General features: G+C 72.0%; 21 protein-coding genes. 15 read left to right on the forward strand and 6 right to left on the reverse strand.

Features of this window, described 5'->3' with window-relative positions:
• Positions 1–41 precede the first annotated feature (41 nt).
• On the forward strand, positions 42–707 hold the full coding sequence (locus OG410_RS28735; protein ID WP_329301765.1) for a trimeric intracellular cation channel family protein: 666 nt from the start codon (positions 42–44) through the stop codon (positions 705–707).
• Here OG410_RS28735 and OG410_RS28740 read toward each other — a convergent pair.
• A complete protein-coding gene (locus OG410_RS28740; RefSeq protein WP_329301766.1) occupies positions 607–1,941 on the reverse strand; it encodes an alpha/beta hydrolase in 1,335 nt (444 codons plus the stop codon). The genes OG410_RS28735 and OG410_RS28740 overlap by 101 nt on opposite strands.
• 173 nt (positions 1,942–2,114) lie before the next feature.
• Here OG410_RS28740 and OG410_RS28745 point away from each other — a divergent pair, with 173 nt between their 5' ends.
• Positions 2,115–2,975: a thioesterase family protein gene (locus OG410_RS28745; protein ID WP_326785390.1), complete on the forward strand. Its 861-nt coding sequence runs from the start codon at positions 2,115–2,117 to the stop codon at positions 2,973–2,975.
• A gap of 242 nt (positions 2,976–3,217) precedes the next feature.
• On the opposite strand, the gene OG410_RS28750 is transcribed toward OG410_RS28745, so the two are convergent.
• Complete coding sequence (locus OG410_RS28750; RefSeq protein ID WP_329301767.1) at positions 3,218–3,808, reverse strand: TIGR03086 family metal-binding protein; 591 nt, start codon at positions 3,806–3,808, stop codon at positions 3,218–3,220.
• Positions 3,809–3,911: 103 nt separating this feature from the next.
• On the opposite strand from OG410_RS28750, the gene OG410_RS28755 reads away from it, so the two are divergent.
• On the forward strand, positions 3,912–4,874 hold the full coding sequence (locus OG410_RS28755) for a helix-turn-helix transcriptional regulator (protein WP_329301768.1): 963 nt from the start codon (positions 3,912–3,914) through the stop codon (positions 4,872–4,874).
• Between the two features lie 135 nt (positions 4,875–5,009).
• Complete coding sequence (locus OG410_RS28760; RefSeq protein WP_329301769.1) at positions 5,010–5,375, forward strand: hypothetical protein; 366 nt, start codon at positions 5,010–5,012, stop codon at positions 5,373–5,375.
• 179 nt (positions 5,376–5,554) lie between these two features.
• On the opposite strand, the gene OG410_RS28765 is transcribed toward OG410_RS28760, so the two are convergent.
• Entirely contained in the window at positions 5,555–6,181 is a 627-nt protein-coding gene (locus OG410_RS28765; RefSeq protein WP_328447865.1) for a TetR family transcriptional regulator, read from the reverse strand.
• Positions 6,182–6,366: 185 nt separating this feature from the next.
• Between OG410_RS28765 and OG410_RS28770 the strand changes: the two genes are divergently transcribed.
• The 3 genes from OG410_RS28770 to OG410_RS28780 all read left to right on the forward strand — a co-directional run bounded on the left by OG410_RS28770 (position 6,367) and on the right by OG410_RS28780 (position 8,319).
• Positions 6,367–6,534, forward strand: a complete 168-nt coding sequence (locus OG410_RS28770; RefSeq protein ID WP_326785385.1) for a hypothetical protein — start codon at positions 6,367–6,369, stop codon at positions 6,532–6,534.
• 222 nt (positions 6,535–6,756) lie between these two features.
• Entirely contained in the window at positions 6,757–6,969 is a 213-nt protein-coding gene (locus OG410_RS28775) for a DUF4190 domain-containing protein (RefSeq protein ID WP_329304283.1), read from the forward strand.
• A gap of 180 nt (positions 6,970–7,149) precedes the next feature.
• Positions 7,150–8,319: a cysteine desulfurase family protein gene (locus OG410_RS28780; RefSeq protein ID WP_329301770.1), complete on the forward strand. Its 1,170-nt coding sequence runs from the start codon at positions 7,150–7,152 to the stop codon at positions 8,317–8,319.
• A gap of 75 nt (positions 8,320–8,394) precedes the next feature.
• Here OG410_RS28780 and OG410_RS28785 read toward each other — a convergent pair whose 3' ends face one another.
• Positions 8,395–9,099: an N-acetylmuramoyl-L-alanine amidase gene (locus OG410_RS28785; RefSeq protein WP_329301771.1), complete on the reverse strand. Its 705-nt coding sequence runs from the start codon at positions 9,097–9,099 to the stop codon at positions 8,395–8,397.
• 60 nt (positions 9,100–9,159) lie between these two features.
• Here OG410_RS28785 and mnmA point away from each other — a divergent pair, with 60 nt between their 5' ends.
• Positions 9,160–10,281 (forward strand): tRNA 2-thiouridine(34) synthase MnmA, encoded by a 1,122-nt coding sequence (mnmA, locus tag OG410_RS28790; RefSeq protein WP_329301772.1) that lies wholly within the window; start codon positions 9,160–9,162, stop codon positions 10,279–10,281.
• A gap of 165 nt (positions 10,282–10,446) precedes the next feature.
• On the opposite strand, the gene OG410_RS28795 is transcribed toward mnmA, so the two are convergent.
• Together OG410_RS28795 and OG410_RS28800 are read right to left on the reverse strand one after the other, a co-directional pair.
• Entirely contained in the window at positions 10,447–11,232 is a 786-nt protein-coding gene (locus tag OG410_RS28795; RefSeq protein ID WP_329301773.1) for an alpha/beta fold hydrolase, read from the reverse strand.
• 76 nt (positions 11,233–11,308) lie between these two features.
• On the reverse strand, positions 11,309–11,632 hold the full coding sequence (locus OG410_RS28800) for a DUF427 domain-containing protein (RefSeq protein WP_329301774.1): 324 nt from the start codon (positions 11,630–11,632) through the stop codon (positions 11,309–11,311).
• 50 nt (positions 11,633–11,682) lie between these two features.
• Here OG410_RS28800 and OG410_RS28805 point away from each other — a divergent pair, with 50 nt between their 5' ends.
• The 7 genes from OG410_RS28805 (at position 11,683) to gatA (ending at position 20,896) form a co-directional block, all read left to right on the forward strand.
• The gene (locus tag OG410_RS28805; protein ID WP_329301775.1) at positions 11,683–12,222 is read left to right on the forward strand and encodes a TIGR00730 family Rossman fold protein; all 540 of its coding nucleotides are present in this window, start codon (positions 11,683–11,685) and stop codon (positions 12,220–12,222) included.
• Between the two features lie 65 nt (positions 12,223–12,287).
• Positions 12,288–12,986 (forward strand): SDR family oxidoreductase, encoded by a 699-nt coding sequence (locus OG410_RS28810; RefSeq protein WP_329301776.1) that lies wholly within the window; start codon positions 12,288–12,290, stop codon positions 12,984–12,986.
• 30 nt (positions 12,987–13,016) lie between these two features.
• Entirely contained in the window at positions 13,017–14,024 is a 1,008-nt protein-coding gene (locus OG410_RS28815; RefSeq protein ID WP_329301777.1) for a methionine synthase, read from the forward strand.
• Positions 14,025–14,039: 15 nt separating this feature from the next.
• The gene (ligA, locus tag OG410_RS28820; RefSeq protein WP_329301778.1) at positions 14,040–16,235 is read left to right on the forward strand and encodes an NAD-dependent DNA ligase LigA; all 2,196 of its coding nucleotides are present in this window, start codon (positions 14,040–14,042) and stop codon (positions 16,233–16,235) included.
• 260 nt (positions 16,236–16,495) lie between these two features.
• Positions 16,496–18,727 (forward strand): putative bifunctional diguanylate cyclase/phosphodiesterase, encoded by a 2,232-nt coding sequence (locus OG410_RS28825; protein ID WP_329301779.1) that lies wholly within the window; start codon positions 16,496–16,498, stop codon positions 18,725–18,727.
• Between the two features lie 361 nt (positions 18,728–19,088).
• Complete coding sequence (gatC, locus tag OG410_RS28830) at positions 19,089–19,385, forward strand: Asp-tRNA(Asn)/Glu-tRNA(Gln) amidotransferase subunit GatC (protein ID WP_015036350.1); 297 nt, start codon at positions 19,089–19,091, stop codon at positions 19,383–19,385.
• Between the two features lie 5 nt (positions 19,386–19,390).
• Positions 19,391–20,896, forward strand: a complete 1,506-nt coding sequence (gene gatA, locus OG410_RS28835) for an Asp-tRNA(Asn)/Glu-tRNA(Gln) amidotransferase subunit GatA (RefSeq protein WP_329301780.1) — start codon at positions 19,391–19,393, stop codon at positions 20,894–20,896.
• The last annotated feature ends 7 nt before the right edge of the window (positions 20,897–20,903 follow it).

Here is a 20,903-nt window from a genome sequence, read left to right on the forward strand (position 1 = left end):
CTTCGTAAGGCGCACACCCCGCGACAGGCGAGAATATGGGGGTGTTCCAGCATCTGTTCAACCCCTCCGTCCAGCACACGCTCGACCTGATCGGCATCTTCGTCTTCGCGATCTCCGGCTCCCTGCTGGCCGTCCGCAAGAACTTCGACGTCTTCGGGATGGCCGTCCTCGCGGAGATCACCGCGCTGGGCGGAGGGCTGCTGCGCGACATCATCATCGGTGCCGTACCCCCGGCGGCCTTCACCGACCTGGGGTACTTCACCACACCGCTCGTCGCCGCCCTGCTCGTGTTCTTCCTGCACCCAGAGGTGGAACGCATCCAGGCAGGCGTGAACGTCTTCGACGCGGCCGGGCTCGGACTGTTCTGTGTCACCGGCACCGTGAAGGCGTACGACTACGGGCTCGGCCTGACCGCCTCCGCCGCCCTCGGCCTCGCGACGGCCGTGGGCGGCGGCGTGCTGCGGGACGTCCTCGCCAACGAGGTCCCCTCCCTGCTGCGCTGGGACCGTGACCTCTACGCGGTCCCGGCGATGGTCGGCGCCACGATGGTCGTGCTCTGCATCCGCTTCGACGCGCTCACCCCGTTCACCAGCGGTCTCGCCGTCGTCACGGCCTTCGTGCTGCGCCTGTTCGCGATGCGGTTCCACTGGCGGGCTCCGCGTGCGTGGAACCGCCGCTCGACGGTTCGTGAGGACGAGAGCCCCTGATCCGGTCGGCGCCGACCGCTCCGCCGGCGTCTCCGGGACCGCCCGTCCCGCCCTCCGTGCCCTTTGTGCCTTCCGTCTCTTCCGTCCCCGGAGTCCCTGCCGTGCCGACCCCGCCGGAGTCGAACCGCTCGGTCAGCCAGCGGAACACCTCCGGGAGCTGCGGCCGCCACAGTCCCATGTCGTGGCCGCCCGCGCTGCGCGGCAGCAGCACCACGTCCACGCTCGTCGGCGGCTTCGCGATCGCCTGGATCGCGGTGCCCGCCTGGTATCCGTCACCCGACTCGCCGGAGAAGTAGAGGGCGATCCGGGGATGGACAGGGGCGGCGCGCAGCAGCAGACGGGGATTGTTCCGCCGACGCAGGTCGAGGGTCCGCCCGGCGAGTGAACTGCGTTCGCCCCGGGGGTCGTTGTAGCCGGACATGCTCACCGCGGCCCGGTAGCGGTCGGGGTGGGCGACGGCCAGCTTGGTGGCGCAGTGCGCCCCGGCCGAGTATCCGGCCGTGGCCCAGCCGTCCGGGGCGGGCTCGGCGCGGAAGTTGTCCATGACCATCAGCGGTACGTCGATGCTGAGCCAGCTCTCCGCGTTCACCGTTCCGGGGATGTTCGCGCAGCCGGTGTCCGCGCGGGCCAGCAGGTTGGTGCGCGGCGCGACCAGGATGAAGGGCGCGACCCGGCCGTCGAGCATCATCGGCCGCAGCTGCTCGTGCACCCTCAGGGAGCCGAACCACGCCTTGGCGGAGCCCGGATATCCCGGCAGCAGCTCCACGACGGGGAACGCGCGGTGCCGGTAGGCGGGTTCGTCGTACTGCGGCGGCAGCCAGACGTAGACCTCGGCGTTCACCCCCGAGATCCGTCCCCTCAGGTCGGTGACGCGCACCCCGCCGGCCTGTCGCATATGCGGCCCGCGGGCCTGCCGGAATGTCTGCCGCACCGGGGGCAGGTTCTTCAGCGAGATCCCTCCGGTGCCGTCCTCGCCGAGGTCGGCGGCCTGCTGCACGTGGTTGCCGGTGCCGAGGAGGTCGGCCCAGTCGTCGTAGAGGTTGTTGGCGTTGTTCACGAGGACGAACACCAGACTGATCGCCGTCCCCTGGACGAACAGCAGCATCAGGAGCCGGGCCGCGGCGCGCACCGGCGCCGGTCCTGGCACCCGGGACCACAGGACCAGGGGCAGCAGAAGGGCGACGGCGCACAGCACGAAAGAGGTCAGGAGGAATGATGTCCCGGTGAGGCTCATGTCCCATCAGAGGAGAACTCGGACCGATTGGTTACGCATGATTACGGACACTTGACAGGAAATTGCCGAATCCTCACCTGAACGGTCGGATGATGAGGGAAGTTGCAAAGGCGTCCGCGCCTCCGAATGGGTGAAAGCTACCGCTTAGTAATTTCCTGTTGTACCGTTCATGTATGCCAGAAGCAGCTTCGGTACAGGCCGCACGGGCCACGATCGGCGACAGCGAGTTCGACCGGGACACCGCCGTCACCCCGCGCGGGGCCGGCGTCTACGACGTCGACCTCTCCGCCGGGTGGACGATCATCAACGCCGTCAACGGCGGCTATCTGCTGGCCGTCCTCGGCCGGGCGCTCGCCGACGCCCTCCCGCACTCCGACCCGTTCACGGTCTCCGCGCACTATCTGACCGCGTCCCAGCCGGGCCCCGCGGTCATCCGCACGGACGTCGTACGCACCGGCCGGACGCTGTCGACCGGACAGGCCTCCCTCTTCCAGTACGACGACGAGGGCCGCGAGATCGAGCGCATCCGCGTGCTCGCCTCGTACGGCGATCTCGACTCCCTGCCCGACGACGTCCGCACGACCGCGCTGCCGCCCGCGATCCCGCCCATGGACCAGTGCTTCGGCCCGCAGGACGCGCCCGCCCCCATCCCCGGCAGCTCGGCGATCACCGACCGGCTGTTCCTCAAGCTCGACCCCGCGACCCTCGGTTGGGCGCTCGGCGCTCCGTCCGGGAAGGGCGAGATGCGGGCGTGGTTCGGACTCGCCGACGGCCGGGACGCCGACCCGCTCTCGCTGCTCCTCGCGGTCGACGCGCTGCCGCCGACGGCCTTCGAGATCGGCCTGTCCGGCTGGGTGCCGACCGTCGAGCTGACCGCGCACGTGCGGTCCCGCCCGGCACCCGGCCCGCTGCGGGTGTCGATCACCACCCGCAACCTCGCCGGGGGCTTCCTGGAGGAGGACGCGGAGGTCTGGGACAGTGAGGACCGCCTGGTCGCCCAGTCCCGCCAACTCGCCCGCGCCCGCCTCGCCTGACCGCCACGGCCGCTTCCGGCCCGCCCCGGACGGCCGGGGCTCCGGCCCCCGGCCCCCGGCCCCGAAGCCGTGAGCGCGGCGCAGGATCGCCTGCGGCGCTCTCACGGCTTCTGAGACCCCCTGCCCGCCCCGGTGCCCCTTCCCGCCCGTGGTGCGGTGCTCCGCACCGTCAGGCGACCACCGTCAGGCGGTCGGCAACGGGAGCCGGCCACCAGCGGGCGGTCACCGTCGGGCAGCCGACGTCAGGCGGTCACCAGCGGGCGGCGGCCCATCCAGGCCGCCAGCCGCCCGTACGCGTCGGCACCCTCGGGAACCGGCGCCACCGCGCCGAAGGGCAGCTCGGGGTCCTCGCGTCCCTCGTCGGGCAGCACCCGGGCCGCGATCGTGAGTGCGAACTCGGCCAGTTCCGGATCGAGTTCGAGCGGCCGGCCCAGCGCCTCCGAGAGGTCCCAGGTGTGAGTGACGGCCTCCATGACGTACCCGGCGAGGGCGATCCGTCCGGTCGCCTCACCCCACGGCACCCGCACCGGCGCCTCCAGCCGCGCGTCGTCCGCCCATCCGGCGCGGACCTGAGCCCTGGCCTCCTCGTACGCGGCGCTCCAGCCGTCGTCCGGCACCCCGTCGGCGAACGGCCGCACCGCGAGCCCGTCGCCGCCCGCCCCGATCACGGCGATCCGCCGGGTGCCGCCGACCATGTGCGACAGCAGCAGCCGTACGTCGAACTCGGCGCACGGAGTGACACCGCCGAGCTGTTCCGGCCGGACGGTCGCGATCAGCGACGCGATCTGAGCGGCGGCGCGGGCGTACAGGGGGCGGGGATCCATGGCGTTCATGACTACCTCTTCCGTGTCTCGGTGTGCCCTCACCCTCGACGCATAACCTGACAGTTTCCGTCAGCATTTGTGGACGGCCCGTGGCGGGCGCGATCCTGGGCGCGTGAAGTCCGACCGCCTGCTCTCGATCCTGCTGCTGCTCCAGACGCGCGGACGCGTCCCGGCGCACGAACTCGCCGAACGGCTGGAGGTGTCGGTGCGCACCATCTACCGGGACGTCGAGGCCCTGTCCGCCTCGGGCGTCCCGGTCTACGCCGAACGCGGGCGGCACGGCGGTATCGAGCTGCTCGCCGGATTCCGTACGGACGTCACGGGACTGACCGCGGACGAGTCCCGCTCGCTGTTCATCCTGGCCGCGCAGGGCGCGCACGCCGCCCTCGGCCTCGACGCGGCGCTCGGCTCGGCCCTGCGCAAGGTGATGGCCGCGCTGCCAGCGCCCTTCAGACCCGCCGCCGAGGTCACCAGCCGGCGGATCCTCGTCGACGCCACACGCTGGAGGGGCGGACCCCGGCGGGCGGTTGATCTGGACGTGCTGCAGGACGCCGTCTTCTCCGACCGCCGGTTGCGGCTGCGCTACCGCCACGGCGGGGACGCCGAACCGCGCACCTGCACCGTCGACCCGTACGGCCTCGTCTCCAAGGCCGGTGTCTGGTACCTGGTCGCCGACCGGCGCGGAGCTCCGCGGCTGTTCCGCGCCGACCGGGTCCGCTCGGCCACCCTGCTGCCGGACCCGGTGCGGCGCCGTCCGGGCGTCGAACTCGCCGATGCCTGGGAGGTGCTGCGCCGTCAGGTCGAGGAGCGGCCGGGGGGTGTCGACGTCACGGTTCGGGTACGGCGCTCCCGCCTCGACATGTTCGTACGCCTCCACGTGGCCTCCCTCGTGGAGCTGCCCGAGGACGACGGCGCCGGTGAGTGGGTGACCGCGCGCCTCGCCCTCGGCTCGGTGCGCGAAACCCGCACGCTGCTGGCCTTCGGGGACGCGCTGGAGGTCCTCGCGCCGGCCGAGGCGCGCGAGGAGCTGGCGGAGACGGCGGCCGCCATCGGCGCGGTGTACGAGGGAGGTTGAGCACCGGCGCCGGGCCCGCGCCGCACAGCAAGGCACAGCTCCGGCACAGCGCGGCCCTACGTGGATCTGGTCCGCTGTCTCCCGCTCGTCCGGCCCTCGTCGGCCGACTTACGTGACCTGACCGGGAGTTGCCCCATGAACCGTCGTGCACGACTCGTTCCCTTCGTCGCCGTCCTCGCGCTCTCGCCCCTGCTGGCGGCCTGCGGCTCCGGTGACTCGTCGTCCTCGGACGGCAAGACCTCCGGCGGGCAGAACTGCACGCGCCCGTCCGGGATGCCGGGCGGAGCCTCCGGACGCCCCAGCGGTGCGCCCTCGGGCATGCCCTCGCGGTCCGGTGCCCCTTCGGGCATGCCCACCGGGAACGCCCCCTCCGGATTCCCCTCGGGCATGCCGAGCGGTGGCCCCGGCGGTGGCGCGGGCGGCGGTCAGGGCGGCTGCGGCGGCGGTCCCGGCGGCGGCCAGACGGGGCAGGGGCAGGGGCAGTCGGCCGCTCAGGGCTGAGACGGGGGAGGACCCGCTGTCGTACGGAGGCGGTGTCACGCCGGTACGGCGCGGCCCGCGGGGCCGAGGGCGAGTGGCGGTGCGGCGCGTCCGGGGAACGGGCGCGCCGCCGGTCTGCGCCGCTGTCCTGGCCCCGCGGCGGGGCTGATCAGCCGAGCCGGTGCGGCGGCCGATGCCGATCAGCCGAGCCAGTGGCGGCGGCCGATGCTGATCAGCCGCATCTGACGGCTCGCCGTCCTGGCCACCCGTTCGCGTTCCGCCGGGGAGCCGTCCAGCGCCTCCAGGAACGCCGAGGCCGCCATCAGCATGTGGTCGACGTACAGGCCCGCCAGCATCAGCAGATCGTCGTCGTTCCACCCCGCCGACTCGGGGTGCTCGGCCAGCGCGTCCCTGACCTCCTCGGCGAACCGGGCCAGTTGCTCGCTGATCGCGTCCCGCACCGGCTGGACACCGCCGTGCCGCTCGCGCGCGATGAAGCGGACGTGCGCCGGGTGCGTCGCGACGTGGTGGGCGATCAGTTCCACGGCGCGCGCGATGCGTTCGTCGCCGTCGCCGGCCGTCGACACGATGTCCTCGATCATCGGGTGCAGGCTGCCGAGCGCCTCCTCGACCAGCGCCGCACCGAGATCCGCCGTCGAGCGGAAATGCCGGTAGAAGGCGGTCGGAGCGACTCCGACGGCGCGGGTGACCTCCCGCAGTCCCAGGCTGCTCAGGCTCTGATCCTCCAGAAGCCCCAACGCGGCGTCCAGCAGCGCCTGTCGGGTTTTCTGCTTCTGCGCCTGGCGGATGCCGAGAGTGTGACTCATGCCATGCAGTTAACAACTGTTCTCCGGAATTTTAAAGCCGTGGAGCACGCTAGACTCCAGAGTCAGTGAACAACTGTTACTACAACCGTTCACTGAGCTGTCAAGTCCCGGAAACATCGGGCCCTCACCGTTGAGGTCCCGGAGGTTCCAGGACCGGACTTCGAGACTTCTTCGAGAGGCATCTCATGCTGTTCCTCGTCGCCGCACTTTTGCTGCTCGGCGTCGTGATGGGCTCCGTGGCGCACGCGCCGCTGTCCTTCACCCTCGTCGCCGCGGCCGTCATCGGCGTCTGGCTGATCGTCTTCGCGCTGCGCGAGCGCGGGGCCCGCCGGCGTCACCCCTCCGCCAACTGACCGTTGGTCCCGCACCTTTGCCGACCGGCCGTTGGTCCCACACCTTCACCAACTGACCGTTGGGAGCTGACTCACGTCATGGAACTCACCGCGCGCACCACCGGCACGACCCGCTCACCCCGCACCACCGCGACGCCCCGCACCGCCGAAGCCGTCCGCACCGCCGACGCCACCGAGACCGTCCGCGCCACGCGCCGGACCGGCGTCAAGGACGCCGACGGCATGGCCGTGGCCTCCTTCGTCCTCGGCCTGCTCGGCCTGCTCGTGCTGAACATCTTCCTGGGCCCCGTCGCCATCGTCCTCGCCTCCGTCGCCCTCTGGCGCGGCACGGCCCGCCGGGGCCGCGCCTTCCTCGGCCTCGGCCTGGGCATCGCCGACCTGGTGGTCCTGGTCGCCTTCATGCAGGTCGACAACACGGTGTCCTGGAGCTTCTGAGGCCGCCGCGACGACCGGGGCCGAGGTCACGGCCCGCGGCGAGCGGCGCCGGGCCGCCGTGCGAGGGCCCGGGCGCGGCGCCGCGGAGCGCACCGCCGGGCCGCGCGCGAGCCGGGGCGGGCCGTCATGCCGCCGGGGGCAGGGGAGTAGAGGGAACGGGCCCGTAGAATCGAGCCCACCATGGCTTACCTCGACCACGCCGCGACCACCCCCATGCTGCCCGAGGCAGCAGAGGCTCTGACCGCCCGACTGGGCGTCACGGGCAACGCCTCCTCCCTCCACGCCGCCGGCCGCACCGCGCGGCGGGCCGTCGAGGAGGCCCGTGAAACCCTGGCGGACGCCCTTGGCGCCCGCCCCAGCGAGGTGGTCCTCACCTCAGGCGGCACCGAGGCCGACAACCTCGCGGTAAAGGGCCTGTACTGGTCCCGCAGAGACGCCGACCCGGCCCGTACCCGTGTTCTCGCGAGCCCCGTCGAGCACCATGCCGTCCTCGACGCGGTCCACTGGCTCGGTGAGCACGAGGGCGCCACGGTCGAGTACCTGCCCGTCGACGCCTACGGCCGCGTCCATCCCGACGCCCTGCGCGAGGCCATCGCCCGCAACCCCGCGGACGTCGCCCTCGCCACGGTCATGTGGGCCAACAACGAGATCGGCACCATCATGCCGGTCCGCGAACTGGCGGACGTCGCAGCCGAGTTCGATGTCCCACTGCACGCCGACGCGGTCCAGGCCTTCGGTCAGGTCCCGGTCGACTTCGCGGCCTCCGGCCTCGCCGCGATGACGGTGTCCGGCCACAAGATCGGCGGTCCCTACGGGATCGGCGCGCTGCTTCTCGGCCGCGAGTACAGCCCCGTGCCCGTGCTGCACGGGGGCGGTCAGGAGCGCCATGTGCGTTCCGGCACCCTCGACGTCCCCGCCACCGTGTCCTTCGCGGTCGCCGGGCGGCTGGCCGCCGAACGGCAGGAGTGGTTCGCCCGCGAGATCGGCGCCCTGCGCGACGACCTGGCCGACGCCGTCGTCAAGGCCGTGCCCGACGCGATCCTCGGCGGTGACCCGGAACCCGGGGGCCGGCTGCCCGCCAACGCGCACTTCACGTTCCCCGGCTGCGAGGGCGATTCGCTGCTCCTGCTGCTCGACGCACAGGGCATCGAGTGCTCCACCGGCTCGGCGTGCACGGCGGGCGTGGCCCAGCCGAGCCACGTCGTCCTCGCCACCGGCACCGACCCGGACCTCGCCCGGGGCACCCTGCGCTTCTCCCTCGGCCACACCTCCACACGGGCGGACGTCGCGGCGGTGGCGCGGGTCATCGGCCCGGCGGTGGAGCGGGCGCGCATGGCGGGTCTGACCTGACGTCCCCCCGGTGAGGCGCCGGGGGATCCTCGGCAGACAGGATTCCCGGGAGTCCTCGTCAGACGGGATTTCTCGTCAGGCCGCTGCCGACCGGGCCCGCCGTACGAGCCGTATGTACCGGTCCCAGTCCCAGTACCGCCCGGGATCCGTGTGGTCCGTGCCCGGGACCTCGATGTGTCCGATGATGTGCTCGCGGTCCACGGGGATGCCGTACCGCCCGCATATCCTCGCCGTCAGCCGCGCCGAGGCCTCGTACATCGCGTCCGTGAACGACGAGGGGCGGTCGACGAAACCCTCGTGCTCGATGCCGACGCTGCGTTCGTTGTAGGCGCGGTTGCCCGCGTGGAACGCCACGTCCAGCTCGCGGATCATCTGCGTGACCTGACCGTCCCTGCGGACGACGTAGTGAGCGGCCGCCTCGTGCTTCGGGTCCTGGAAGGCCCGCACCGCGCTCGTGAAGCTGCCCTGGGTGACGTGGATGACCACCCGGTCTATCCCGTAGTCGTCGGGACGGTCGGCCCGCCGCCAGTTCGCCGCCGAAGCCGCCACCCACTGCGCGCCCCGGAAGTCCACCGCCCCCGCGACGCGTGCCTTCTCCACGCCCGGCAGCCGCCACCACAGGTGCGACAGCTCCTCGCGGGCGAGCCCGGCCGCGCTCACGGCCGCCGCCAGACCACCGATGAGCAGCACACGGCGTCCGGCCGGCCGGTCGCCGTCCTTGGCTCCCGCCGCTGCCCCACCGCTCCGCGGCTTTGCCGGCTTCTCCTTTTTCGCCCCCATGCGATCTTCAACGGATACTCGCGGGTTCCGGTTCCCGCGGCCCCGTACTCTGGAGGGGTTATGACTGACACCTCGCAGCGCCCCCTCCGCGTCCTTGCCGCCATGTCGGGCGGAGTGGACTCCGCCGTAGCCGCCGCCCGTGCCGCCGAGGCCGGGCACGACGTGACGGGTGTGCACCTCGCCCTCTCGGCGAACCCGCAATCGTTCAGGACCGGCGCGCGCGGCTGCTGCACCATCGAGGACTCGCGCGACGCCCGCCGCGCCGCCGACGTCATCGGCATCCCGTTCTACGTCTGGGACCTCGCCGAGCGCTTCCGCGAGGACGTTGTCGAGGACTTCATCGCCGAGTACGAGGCCGGCCGCACCCCGAACCCGTGCCTGCGCTGCAACGAGAAGATCAAGTTCGCCGCCCTGCTGGACAAGGCGCTCGCGCTCGGCTTCGACGCGGTCTGCACCGGCCACTACGCGCAGGTGATCGTCCGCGAGGACGGCACGCGCGAGCTGCACCGGGCCTCCGACATGGCCAAGGACCAGTCGTACGTCCTCGGCGTCCTGGACGACCGGCAGCTCGCCCACGCGCTGTTCCCGCTCGGCGACACGGTCACCACCAAGGACGAGATCCGCGCCGAGGCCGAGCGCCGGGGCCTGGCCGTCGCCAAGAAGCCGGACTCGCACGACATCTGCTTCATCGCCGACGGCGACACCCAGGGCTTCCTCGCGGGCCGGCTCGGCAAGGCCGAGGGCGACATCGTCGACGAGACCGGCGCCAGGATCGGTACCCACGAGGGCGCGTACGGCTTCACGATCGGCCAGCGCAAGGGCCTGCGCATCGGCACCCCGGCCGCCGACGGCAAGCCGCGCTACGTCCTGGACATCTCGCCGGTGAACAACACGGTCACGGTCGGCCCGGCCGCCTCCCTGGACGTGTCCGCCCTGACCGCGATCAAGCCCCGCTGGTGCGGCGCCGCCCCGGTCGGTCCCGGCACCTACACCGCCCAGCTGCGCGCCCACGGCGGCGAGACCGAGGTGAACGCAGGCCTGGTCGACGGCGAGCTGCGGGTCACCTTCACCGAGCCGGTCCGGGGCGTCGCCCCCGGCCAGGCGATCGTCCTGTACGACGGCACCCGCGTGGTGGGGTCGGCGACGATCGCGACGACCACGCGCGCGACGGCTGACGTCTAGACCGACCGGCCCGGCCGGTACGGGAGAGCCCTCGTGGCCGACTCGGCCGGGCAGGTGAGAGACCTTGGGCCGGGCAGGTGAGATCTCGGGCCGACCGGGTCGGGCAGGGGAGAGACCCCGGGCCGACCGGGTCGCGCAGGGGAGAGACCCCGATGGTGCCCTCGGCTAACCGTCCGTGCCGAAGAACTCCGCCAGCACCGGGGCGAGCGCCTGGGGATCCACCATGTGGGTCTGTCCCTCCAGAGTGCGGTACGACCCGTTCGGCGCGGCCTCCGCGATGGTCCGGGCCGCCTCGCGCATCCACGCGGGGCTCGCGTCGCCCGCGACGGACAGCAGCGGCACGGAGAGCGCGGCCAGCCGTTCGCGGGGCACCCGGCCCCCGCCCATCGCGGCGTCGTCGTACGCCAGGGTCGGAGCGAGGGTTTCCATGCCGGGCCAGGCGTGGGACATGCGCACTCCGGCGATCATCTCCGGGGGCGTGCCCACGAGGGTCAGGAACAGCTCGACCGCGTCACCGCGACGACCCTGGCCGAGCAGCTCGGTCAGCCGCCCGGTGTACTCGGCCCGCTGCTTGGCCGCCACCTCGTCCACGGCGAACGGCGTCTCGTAGACGGCGACTTCGCGGACGGGCAGCCCGCTCGCGGCCGCCTCCAGGGCCAGCGCGCCGCCCGACGAGATGCCGTAGAGCGCCGCGCTGTCCCCGAAGGCCTCGATCAGCGCCGCGATGTCCTCGATCTCCCGGGCCACCGCGAAGGGCGCCGTGTCGCCGCTGCCGCCACGGCCCCGCCGGTCGTAGGTGACGGCGCCGAAGCGGTCCGAGAGGGCCTCCGCGAGGGGCGCGAGCGTGGCGCCCGTGCACATGGCGCCACCCACCAGCACGACCGTCGGGCCGTCACCGTGGCGTTCGTAGGCGATGGGCGTCCCGTCGCGCGAGATCGTCTTGTTGTCCATGCCTGTAGAGACTGCCGGGCGAGCGGGAACTCATCGCGTCACCACGCCCGCGCGCCCGGAAGTCAGGACACGCAACTCAGGACACGTCAACCTCGTAGAAGCAGAGGTGGTCCCTGATCTCGGCGACGTCGGGCTTGGGATCGGGGTAGGCCCACACGAGATCGGCCGCTCCGGGACGCGACCAGTAGGAGGCGGTGCCCTTGAAGGGGCAGTACGTGTGGGTGTCGGAGGGCGTCAGCAGCTCCAGACGGACGTCCTCGGGCGGGATGTAGTAGCGGACCGGACAGCCCGTCTCGCGCAGCACCAGGGGGCGGTCGCTCTCCGCCAGGACCTGGTCGCCGTGCACGACGCGGACATGGCGCGTGCCTTGCTCGATCGTGATCGTGTGTCCTTCAGCCATACCGGGAAAGCGCTCGCGGGCCCCGAATCCTTCCCGCGTACGGTGAAGTCATGAACATCTGTGTCTTCCTCTCCGCCGCCGACCTCGACGACCGCTACACGCGCCCCGCCCGGGAGTTCGCCGAACTCCTCGGCAAGGGCGGCCACACGCTGGTGTGGGGCGGCTCCGACGTCGGGCTGATGAAGGTGGTCGCCGACGGCGTGCAGGAGGCGGGCGGACGACTGGTGGGCGTCTCCGTGGACTTCCTGGCCGCCAAGGCCCGCCCGGGAGCCGACGAGATGGTCGTCGCTCGTGACCTGGCCGAGCGCAAGGCGCTGCTGCTGGCGAAGGCCGACGCGGTGGTCGTCATGGTGGGCGGCACCGGCACGCTCGACGAAGCGACCGAGATCCTGGAGCTGAAGAAGCACGGGAAGACCGAGAAGCCGGTGGTCCTGCTCAACACGGCCGGCTTCTACGACGGCCTCAAGGAGCAGTTCCGGCGGATGGACACCGAGGGTTTCCTGCCGCGCCCGCTCACCGACCTGGTGTTCTTCGCCGAGGAGCCGGTGGGGGCACTGGCCTACCTGGAGGAGAGCGTCGGCACCCGCTGAGGCGCGACAGGCGCCCGCCGGGGTGCCGGGCAGGCGGTTCGAGACCGGCGCCCGGTGATGCGAGCATGGCGCCCATGGCTACACATGTGATCACCGGGGCCGGTTCCGGAATCGGCGCGGCCGTCGCCCGCCGTCTGCACACGCGCGGGGACGAACTCGTGCTCCACGCGCGCGACGCCGGCCGCGCCAAGGAACTGACCGCCGCGTTCCCCGGGGCGAAGACCCTGGTGGGCGACCTGGCGGACCCCGACAAGCTCTCCTGGGCGTTCTCCCACCAGTCGCTCCCCGGCCAGGTCGACTCGCTGCTGCACATCGCGGGCGTGGTCGACCTCGGTCCGGTCGGCGAACTGACCCCGAAGTCCTGGCGCCATCAGCTCAACGTCAACCTGATCGCCCCCGCCGAGCTGACCCGCCACTTCCTGCCCCAGCTCCGCCTGGCCCAGGGCCACGTGCTCTTCGTGAACTCCGGCGCCGGTCTGAACGCCCACGCCGACTGGTCCGCCTACGCCGCTTCCAAGCACGGCCTGAAGGCCCTCGCCGACTCCCTGCGCCACGAGGAGCATGCGGCCGGGGTCCGGGTGACCTCCGTCTACCCCGGCCGCACCGCGAGCCCCATGCAGGCCAAGGTCCACCAGCAGGAGGGCAAGGAGTACGACGCCTCGAAGTGGATCGACCCCGAGTCGGTGGCGACGACGATCCTGATGGCGCTCGACCTGCCCCGGGACGCCGAGGTCAACGATCTGACGGTGCGCCCGGGCGGCTGACCTCCCCGCGGGATTCCGTAGGCTTCCGGGGTGAGCGAAAAAAGCGAGTTCAGGTTCGGTCCCGCCACCGGGGTCGGGTCCATGCCGGGCGGTGACGCGCGGGAGGCCGCGAAGACCGTCACCGGTTCCCTCGACGACTTCCCGTTCCTCGCCGAACTGCCCGCACGGGGGCCCGGGGCGGACATGATCGGCCGGACCGCCGGAATGCTCGTCGAGCTGTACGCGCGCGTGGAGCCCAGCGGCTGGCGGTTCGGGGACCGGCCGGGCCGGGACACCAAGCGGGCCAGGTCGTGGCTGGGGGAGGACCTCGACGCCCTGGAGGAGTTCACCCAGGGGTACGAGGGCCCCCTCAAGGTGCAGGCCGTCGGTCCCTGGACCCTGGCCGCCGCCCTGGAGCTGCGGAACGGCGAGTCCGCCCTCTCCGACCCGGGCGCCTGCCGAGACCTCGCGGGATCGCTCGCCGAGGGACTGCGCCTGCACCTCGACGACGTACGCCGGCGGATCCCCGGTGCCGAGGTCGTCCTCCAGCTCGACGAACCCTCCCTCGTCGCCGTGCTCCGCGGTCAGGTGCCGACCGCCAGCGGCTACCGCACCAACCGCGCCGTGGACCGCCAGGTCGCCGAGGCCAGGCTCCGGGACGTCGTCGGCGTGAACGGGGACGGTCCCGTCGTCGTCCACAGCTGCGCGCCGGACGTCCCCTTCGCCCTGCTGCGCCGGGCGGGCGCGGCGGCGATCTCGTTCGACTTCTCTCTTCTCACCGAGCGTGACGACGACGCGATCGGGGAAGCTGTCGAAGGCGGCACCCGGCTGTTCGCCGGTGTCGTCCCCGGCGTGGACGTCCCGTTGTCGGACCCTGCCGGTAGCGTCATGGGTGTCAGGACGCTGTGGCGCAGGCTGGGGCTGCGGCCGGGTCTTCTCGCGGAGGCGGTCACGCTCACTCCGTCGTGCGGACTCGCGGGGGCCTCCCCCGACTTCGCGCGCCGGGCGCTGGCCCACTGCGTCCGGGCGGCGAGATCTCTCGCGGACAACCCTGAGTAACGGGAGGACACAACGGTGGCCGGCGAAATCCACGCAGAGCCCACATCGGTACCCACCGAGGCGCGGGAGCGGCACGCCCAGCTCGCCGAGGAGATCGAGGAGCACCGGGCCCGGTACTACGGGCAGGACGCTCCCGTCATCAGCGACGCGGAGTTCGACACCCTCCTGCGCTCTCTCGAAGCCCTTGAGGACGAGTATCCGGAACTGCGGACACCGGACTCGCCGACCCAGAAGGTCGCCGTCGAGTACGAGACCGATCTCGCAGCGGTCGAACACCGCGAGCGCATGCTCTCCCTCGACAACGTCTTCGACGACGCGGGGCTCGGGGCTTGGGCCGTCCGTGTGGCCAAGGACGTGGGTTCGTCCGGCTACCACTTCCTGTGTGAACTCAAGGTCGACGGCCTCGCCGTGAACCTGACGTACGAGGACGGCAGGCTCACCCGCGCGGCCACCCGGGGAACCGGCCGGACCGGTGAGGACATCACCACCAACGTCATGACGATCGCGGAGATCCCGCACCGTCTGAAGGGTGATCACGTTCCCCGGCTCGTCGAGATCCGCGGCGAGGTCTACTTCCCGATGGAGGAGTTCGAAGGGCTCAACGCCCGTCGTGTGGCGGCTGGTGAGAAGCCGTACGCCAACCCCCGCAACTCGGCGGCGGGTTCGCTGCGTCAGAAGGACCCCAAGGTCACCGCGACGCTGCCGCTCCACATGGTCGTCCACGGCATCGGCGCCCTGGAGGGGTTCGAGGGCCTCGGCCGGCTCTCCGAGGCCTACAGCCTGCTGCACGCCTGGGGACTGCCGACGACGCGGTACGCCAAGGTGGTCGACGACCTCGACGGCGTACGGGAGTTCATCGCGTACTACGGCGAGAACCGCCACTCCGTGGAGCACGAGATCGACGGCGTGGTCGTCAAGCTCGACGAGATCCCCCTCCAGGGCCGGCTCGGCTCCACCGCGCGCGCACCTCGCTGGGCGATCGCCTGGAAGTACGCGCCCGAGGAGGTCAACACCAAGCTCGTCAACATCCGTGTCGGCGTGGGCCGTACGGGCCGGGTCACGCCGTACGCGCAGGTCGAGCCGGTCACGGTCGCGGGTTCCGAGGTCGAGTTCGCCACCCTGCACAACCAGGACGTGGTGAAGGCCAAGGGCGTCCTCATCGGGGACACGGTGGTGCTGCGCAAGGCCGGTGACGTCATCCCCGAGATCCTCGGACCGGTCGCCGACCTGCGCGACGGCACCGAGCGGGAGTTCGTGATGCCGGCCGAGTGCCCCGAGTGCGGTACGGCGCTGCGGCCCATGAAGGAGGGCGACATCGACCTCCGCTGCCCCAACGGCCGCTCCTGTCCGGCACAGTTGAGAGAGCGGGTCTCGTATCTCGCGGGCCGGGAGTGCCTCGACATCGACCATTTCGGCAGCGTGGCCGCGGCGGCGCTGACCCGCCCGCTGGAGCCCGCCGCCCCGCCGCTCGTCGACGAGGGCGACCTCTTCGACCTCACGATCGAGCAGCTGCTCCCCATCAGGGCGTACGTTCTCGACCCGGACAGCGGCCTGCCCAAGCGCGACCCGAAGACCGGCGAGGAGAAGATCGCCACGGTCTTCGCCAACCAGAAGGGCGAGCCGAAGAAGAACGCGCTTGCCATGCTGGAGGGGATCGCCGAGGCGAAGAGCCGTCCGCTCGCCCGTTTCATCAACGGACTCTCCATCAGGCATGTGGGCCCGGTGGCCGCCGAGGCGCTGGCCCGCGAGTTCCACTCCATCGACCGCATCGAGCAGGCCACCGAGGCGGAGCTCGCCGCGGTCGACGGGGTCGGCGGGATCATCGCGACGTCGCTCAAGGAGTGGTTCGCCGAGGACTGGCACCGCGAGATCATCCGCAAGTGGAAGGCGGCCGGCGTCCGGATGGAGGACGAGGGCGCGGGCGAGGATGAGGGGCCCCGTCCGCTCGAAGGGCTCACCGTCGTGGTCACGGGCACGCTCGAACACCACACGCGGGACGGGGCGAAGGAGGAACTGCAGAGCCGTGGAGCAAAGGTGACCGGCTCTGTCTCGAAGAAGACATCCTTCGTCGTGGTGGGCGACAATCCCGGCTCGAAGTATGACAAAGCGATGCAGTTGAAGGTTCCGGTGCTGAACGAGGAGGGCTTCGCCGTCCTGTTGGAGCAGGGGCCGGACGCGGCGGCGGACGTCGCGCTTCCGATCGAGGAATAGCGGTTGAAGACCACCCGTTCGGCGCATACCGGTGACATACGGGTGACCAGGTCGCATTCGGGCAACCGTCGACGACCGCTGCCCGTGGAAGCCTTCCGCGGCCTACTGTTGACGTGTGCGCCCGCCGTGCCCGGCCTCGGTCGGCGCATCCCTCGCTCCTCATGAGCTGGGGGAAGGGTTTTCCACGCGGCCACCGTTGGCGGTTGTCGCCGGCAACGGATCGTGTGGCGTGGGCACCGCCGGCAGTGAGAGGGACGGGAATGGAACCGACCGAGAGCGCCGCTCCCGACTCACGGCTGCGCCTGCGCCGGACGACCGGCGCGTGGCTGACCGGCCTGCGGTCGGGACGGCCTTCGGAGCGCGCCGTCCGGAGCGGGCTCGGCGCCGCGCCGCTCCCCCTTCCCGCCGGTCCCGGTGCTCTCACCGCCGAACGCGGCACCGGCCTGCCCGGCCAGGACCCCCAACGCCAACTGTCCTGGCCCGCGCTGCCGTCGGCGGTCGTGGCCACGGCCGCGTTCGTCCTGGGCGCCGGCTTCTACCGGGCGTTCAGCGGTCACCACGCCCTCTTCCCCTGCGGCGCCGTCGGCTGGGCGCTGGCCCTGCTCACCGGCGTCATCGTCGGTCACCTGGTCGCCCTCGGCCGTGCGCGCTGGTGGGGCGGCACCGGTTCCGGCGCCGCGCTGACCCTCGCGGTCCTGCTGCTGTACGGCTGGGTCCCGGCCGGCATGGTCAGTCTCACCGTCGTCGTCCTGGTGGGCACGGCCCGCCGCAACCGCTGGCGCCAAGCCGTCATGCACGGCGCCGCCGACATCCTCGGGATCGGTGCCGGAGCCCTGGTCCTCGCGTCGTTCGGGCGGTTCCCGAGCGTCGAGACGCCCTGGGTCCCCGACACCTGGACGTTCTACACCGCTCCCCAGCTCGTCCTGGTCGCCGGCGCCTATCTCGCCGTCACCCGCGTCCTGCTCTGGTACCTGAACACACCGGTCGGGAGTCTCCCCACCGTCGCCCGTACGGCCCTGGTCAGACATGGGCTCGTCGCTGTGGCGCTCCTCGGCATCGCGCCGCTGATCTGCGTCGTGGCGATGGCCCAGCCCACGCTGCTGCCCCTGTTCTCGATCCCGCTGATCGCCCTCGACTCCACCCTGTGGATAGCCCGCGCGCGGGCCGAGGAGCAGCTGCGCGACCCGCTGACCGGACTGCCGAACCGTCAGTGGCTGCTGGAGCGCACCTGGACGGCCCTGGACGACGCCGAGCGCATCGGCGCACGCTCCGCCCTCCTGCTCATCGACCTGGACCGCTTCCGTTCGGTGAACGACACGCTGGGGCACCTCGCCGGTGACCGGCTGCTCCTCCAGATAGCCGACAGGCTGCGGCTCGCACTGCCGCGCGGGGCGGAGGCCGCGCGGCTCGGCGGAGACGAGTTCGCCGTCTTACTGCCGGTCGCGGACTCCACCACGTCGGCCACGCGGGTCGCCCGCAATCTCGTCGCCACCCTCGGCTCGCCGCTCGATCTGGACGGGCTCACCCTCGTCCTGGAGGCCAGCGCCGGGCTCGCCGTCTTCCCCGACCACGCGCTCGACGCGGAGGGGCTGCTGCGCCGCGCGGACATCGCGATGTACCAGGCGAAACGGGACCGTACGGGCGTGGAGGTGTACGAGTCCAAGCGGGACTCCAACACCCCCGACCGGCTGGGCCTGCTGGGCGATCTGCGCCGGGCCCTGGACACCGGCGACGTCGAACTGCACTACCAGCCCAAGGTCCGCTTCGACGGACAGGTGGCCGGTCTCGAGGCCCTGGTGCGCTGGGTGCATCCCGAGCGCGGGAAAGTTCCGCCGGACGAGTTCATCGCCATCGCCGAGTCGTCCGGGCTGATGCCGCACCTCACCGAGTACGTCCTGGAGACGGCCCTCGGACAGGTCGCGCGCTGGCGGGCACAGGGCCTGTACGTGCCGGTCGCGGTGAACGTGTCGCCGCGCGATGTCCACACGCCGGGGTTCGCCGGCGCCGTCGCCGCACGTCTCGCCCGGCACGGAGTCCCCGCGGGAGCGCTCCAACTGGAGATAACGGAGCACGTGCTCCTGGAGGACCCGCAACGGGCCGCCGACACCCTCGCGGCTCTCACCGCGCACGGCGTGAAGATGTCGCTGGACGACTTCGGCACCGGGTACTCCTCCCTGGTCCATCTGCGCCGGCTGCCGGTCAGCGAACTGAAGATCGACCGTTCGTTCGTCGCGCGCCTGGCCGTGGACGCCGAGGACGCCGAGATCGTGCGCTGCACCGTCGACCTCGCCCATTCGCTGGGGCTTCTCGTCGTGGCGGAGGGCGTCGAGGACGACGAGACGTGGGAGCGGCTGCGGGACCTGGGCTGTGACGCCGTCCAGGGGTGGCTGGTCGCCGCGGCGATGCCTCCGGAGGAGGCCACGGCGTGGCTGCTGGCCCGCGGTTCCCGCGGCTGGCAGCGCCCGCGAGCCGCCCTTCCCGCCGCCGAGTAGCGCCGCCCGGCCTGCGGCCGGATGCCTCCCACCCACGCACCACCCGTGACAGTTTTCCGACAGGCTCGGCCCCCTCGTGGTGCCTTCCCGCCGCAGGCGTCGTGCGGTTGGGAGGGAGCACGGCCGCGGACGCGGCCTCCTGCGGCCTCCCGCGCCCTCCGGCGCGGCGGACGCCGACGGCGGGACGGCCGAACGGCAGAGCTCACCTGTCCGGAGACGGTGAACGGGTGGTGCGCGGGTGGGAGACGACCGGCCGGAGGCCGGGCCGTGGGCGCGCCCCGGCAAACCCGGGCGCGGGCATCGGCCCGAGCCCCATAGGATTGGGCCAAACCACACCGCACTCACCCCAGAGGATCGCTGCATGCCTGGCATCACGCGCGAGGAGGTCGCCCACCTCGCACGGCTGGCGCGTCTGGAGCTGAAGGGCGAAGAGCTCGACCACTTCGCAGGCCAGCTCGACGACATCATCGGCGCGGTCGCCCGCGTCAGCGAGGTCGCCGACCAAGACGTACCGCCGACCTCTCATCCGCTGCCGCTGACGAACGTCATGCGCGCGGACGAGGTCCGTCCGTCGCTCACCCCCGAGCAGGCGCTCTCCGGCGCCCCGGCCCAGGAGCAGCAGCGTTTCAAGGTGCCGCAGATCCTGGGGGAGGACTAATCACCATGACGGACACCAACGTCAACATCATCAAGCTCACCGCGGCCGAGATCGCCGGGAAGATCGCGGCCGGCGAGCTCACCGCCGTCGAGGTCACCGAGGCCCACCTCGCCCGGATCGAGGCCGTCGACGAGAAGGTGCACGCCTTCCTGCACGTCGACCGCGAGGGCGCCCTCGCCCAGGCGCGTGCCGTGGACGCCAAGCGGGAGGCCGGCGAGAAGCTCGGCCCGCTCGCCGGTGTGCCCCTCGCGCTGAAGGACATCTTCACCACCGAGGGCATCCCGACCACGGTCGGCTCGAAGATCCTCGAAGGCTGGATCCCGCCGTACGACGCGACCCTCACCAAGAAGCTGAAGGCCGCCGACGTCGTCATCCTCGGCAAGACCAACATGGACGAGTTCGCCATGGGGTCCTCCACCGAGAACAGCGCGTACGGCCCGACCGGCAACCCCTGGGACCTCACCCGGATCCCCGGCGGCTCGGGCGGCGGCTCCTCCGCGGCCCTCGCCTCCTACCAGGCACCCCTCGCCATCGGCACCGACACCGGCGGCTCCATCCGCCAGCCGGCCGCCGTCACCGGCACGGTCGGCGTCAAGCCGACGTACGGCGCGGTCTCCCGCTACGGCATGGTCGCCTTCTCGTCCTCCCTCGACCAGGGCGGCCCCTGCGCCCGTACGGTCCTGGACGCGGCCCTGCTCCACGAGGTCATCGCCGGGCACGACCCGCTCGACTCGACCTCCATCGACGCCCCGGTCCCGCCGGTCGTCGAGGCCGCCCGCAACGGCAGCGTGACGGGCATGCGCGTCGGTGTCGTCAAGCAGTTCCGCGGCGAGGGCTACCAGGCCGGTGTCGTGCAGCGCTTCGACGAGGCCGTCGCCGTGCTCAAGGAGCTCGGCGCCGAGATCGTCGAACTGGACTGCCCGTCCTTCGACCTGGCGCTCTCCGCGTACTACCTGATCGCCCCGTCGGAGTGTTCGAGCAACCTCGCCCGCTTCGACGGCCTGCGCTACGGCGCGCGCGTCGGCGACGACGGCACGCACTCCGCCGAGGACGTCACCGCGCTGACCCGCGAGGCCGGCTTCGGCCCCGAGGTCAAGCGCCGCATCATGCTCGGCACGTACGCGCTCAGCTCCGGCTACTACGACGCGTACTACGGCAGTGCCCAGAAGGTCCGCACGCTCATCACGCGCGACTTCGAGAAGGCGTTCGAGCAGGTCGACGTGATCGTCAGCCCGACCACGCCCACCACCGCCTTCCCGATCGGCGAGCGCGCCGACGACCCGATGGCGATGTACCTCGCGGACCTGTGCACCATTCCGACCAACCTGGCCGGCAACTCCGCCATGTCGCTGCCCTGCGGTCTCGCCCCGGAGGACAACCTTCCGGTCGGACTGCAGATCATCGCTCCGGCGCTGAAGGACGACCGTCTGTACAAGGTCGGAGCCGCCGTGGAGGCCGCCTTCGTGGAAAGGTGGGGGCACCCGTTGCTTGAGGAGGCTCCGTCGCTGTGAGCAAGGC

Origin of the sequence: Streptomyces sp. NBC_00659 (assembly GCF_036226925.1) — a bacterium.
GTDB lineage: Bacteria > Actinomycetota > Actinomycetes > Streptomycetales > Streptomycetaceae > Streptomyces.

Coding starts and splice junctions, on each gene's coding strand:
- OG410_RS28750 (WP_329301767.1), bottom strand. CDS start 3,808: ATGAACGCCATGGATCCCCGCCCCCTGTACGCCCGCGCCGCCGCTCAG.
- OG410_RS28765 (WP_328447865.1), bottom strand. CDS start 6,181: ATGAGTCACACTCTCGGCATCCGCCAGGCGCAGAAGCAGAAAACCCGA.
- OG410_RS28785 (WP_329301771.1), bottom strand. CDS start 9,099: ATGGGGGCGAAAAAGGAGAAGCCGGCAAAGCCGCGGAGCGGTGGGGCA.
- OG410_RS28800 (WP_329301774.1), bottom strand. CDS start 11,632: ATGGCTGAAGGACACACGATCACGATCGAGCAAGGCACGCGCCATGTC.
- OG410_RS28780 (WP_329301770.1), top strand. CDS start 7,150: ATGGCTTACCTCGACCACGCCGCGACCACCCCCATGCTGCCCGAGGCA.
- OG410_RS28745 (WP_326785390.1), top strand. CDS start 2,115: ATGCCAGAAGCAGCTTCGGTACAGGCCGCACGGGCCACGATCGGCGAC.
- OG410_RS28775 (WP_329304283.1), top strand. CDS start 6,757: ATGGCCGTGGCCTCCTTCGTCCTCGGCCTGCTCGGCCTGCTCGTGCTG.
- gatA (WP_329301780.1), top strand. CDS start 19,391: ATGACGGACACCAACGTCAACATCATCAAGCTCACCGCGGCCGAGATC.
- OG410_RS28795 (WP_329301773.1), bottom strand. CDS start 11,232: ATGGACAACAAGACGATCTCGCGCGACGGGACGCCCATCGCCTACGAA.
- OG410_RS28740 (WP_329301766.1), bottom strand. CDS start 1,941: ATGAGCCTCACCGGGACATCATTCCTCCTGACCTCTTTCGTGCTGTGC.
- OG410_RS28810 (WP_329301776.1), top strand. CDS start 12,288: ATGGCGCCCATGGCTACACATGTGATCACCGGGGCCGGTTCCGGAATC.
- OG410_RS28770 (WP_326785385.1), top strand. CDS start 6,367: ATGCTGTTCCTCGTCGCCGCACTTTTGCTGCTCGGCGTCGTGATGGGC.
- mnmA (WP_329301772.1), top strand. CDS start 9,160: ATGACTGACACCTCGCAGCGCCCCCTCCGCGTCCTTGCCGCCATGTCG.
- OG410_RS28825 (WP_329301779.1), top strand. CDS start 16,496: ATGGAACCGACCGAGAGCGCCGCTCCCGACTCACGGCTGCGCCTGCGC.
- OG410_RS28805 (WP_329301775.1), top strand. CDS start 11,683: ATGAACATCTGTGTCTTCCTCTCCGCCGCCGACCTCGACGACCGCTAC.
- OG410_RS28760 (WP_329301769.1), top strand. CDS start 5,010: ATGAACCGTCGTGCACGACTCGTTCCCTTCGTCGCCGTCCTCGCGCTC.
- gatC (WP_015036350.1), top strand. CDS start 19,089: ATGCCTGGCATCACGCGCGAGGAGGTCGCCCACCTCGCACGGCTGGCG.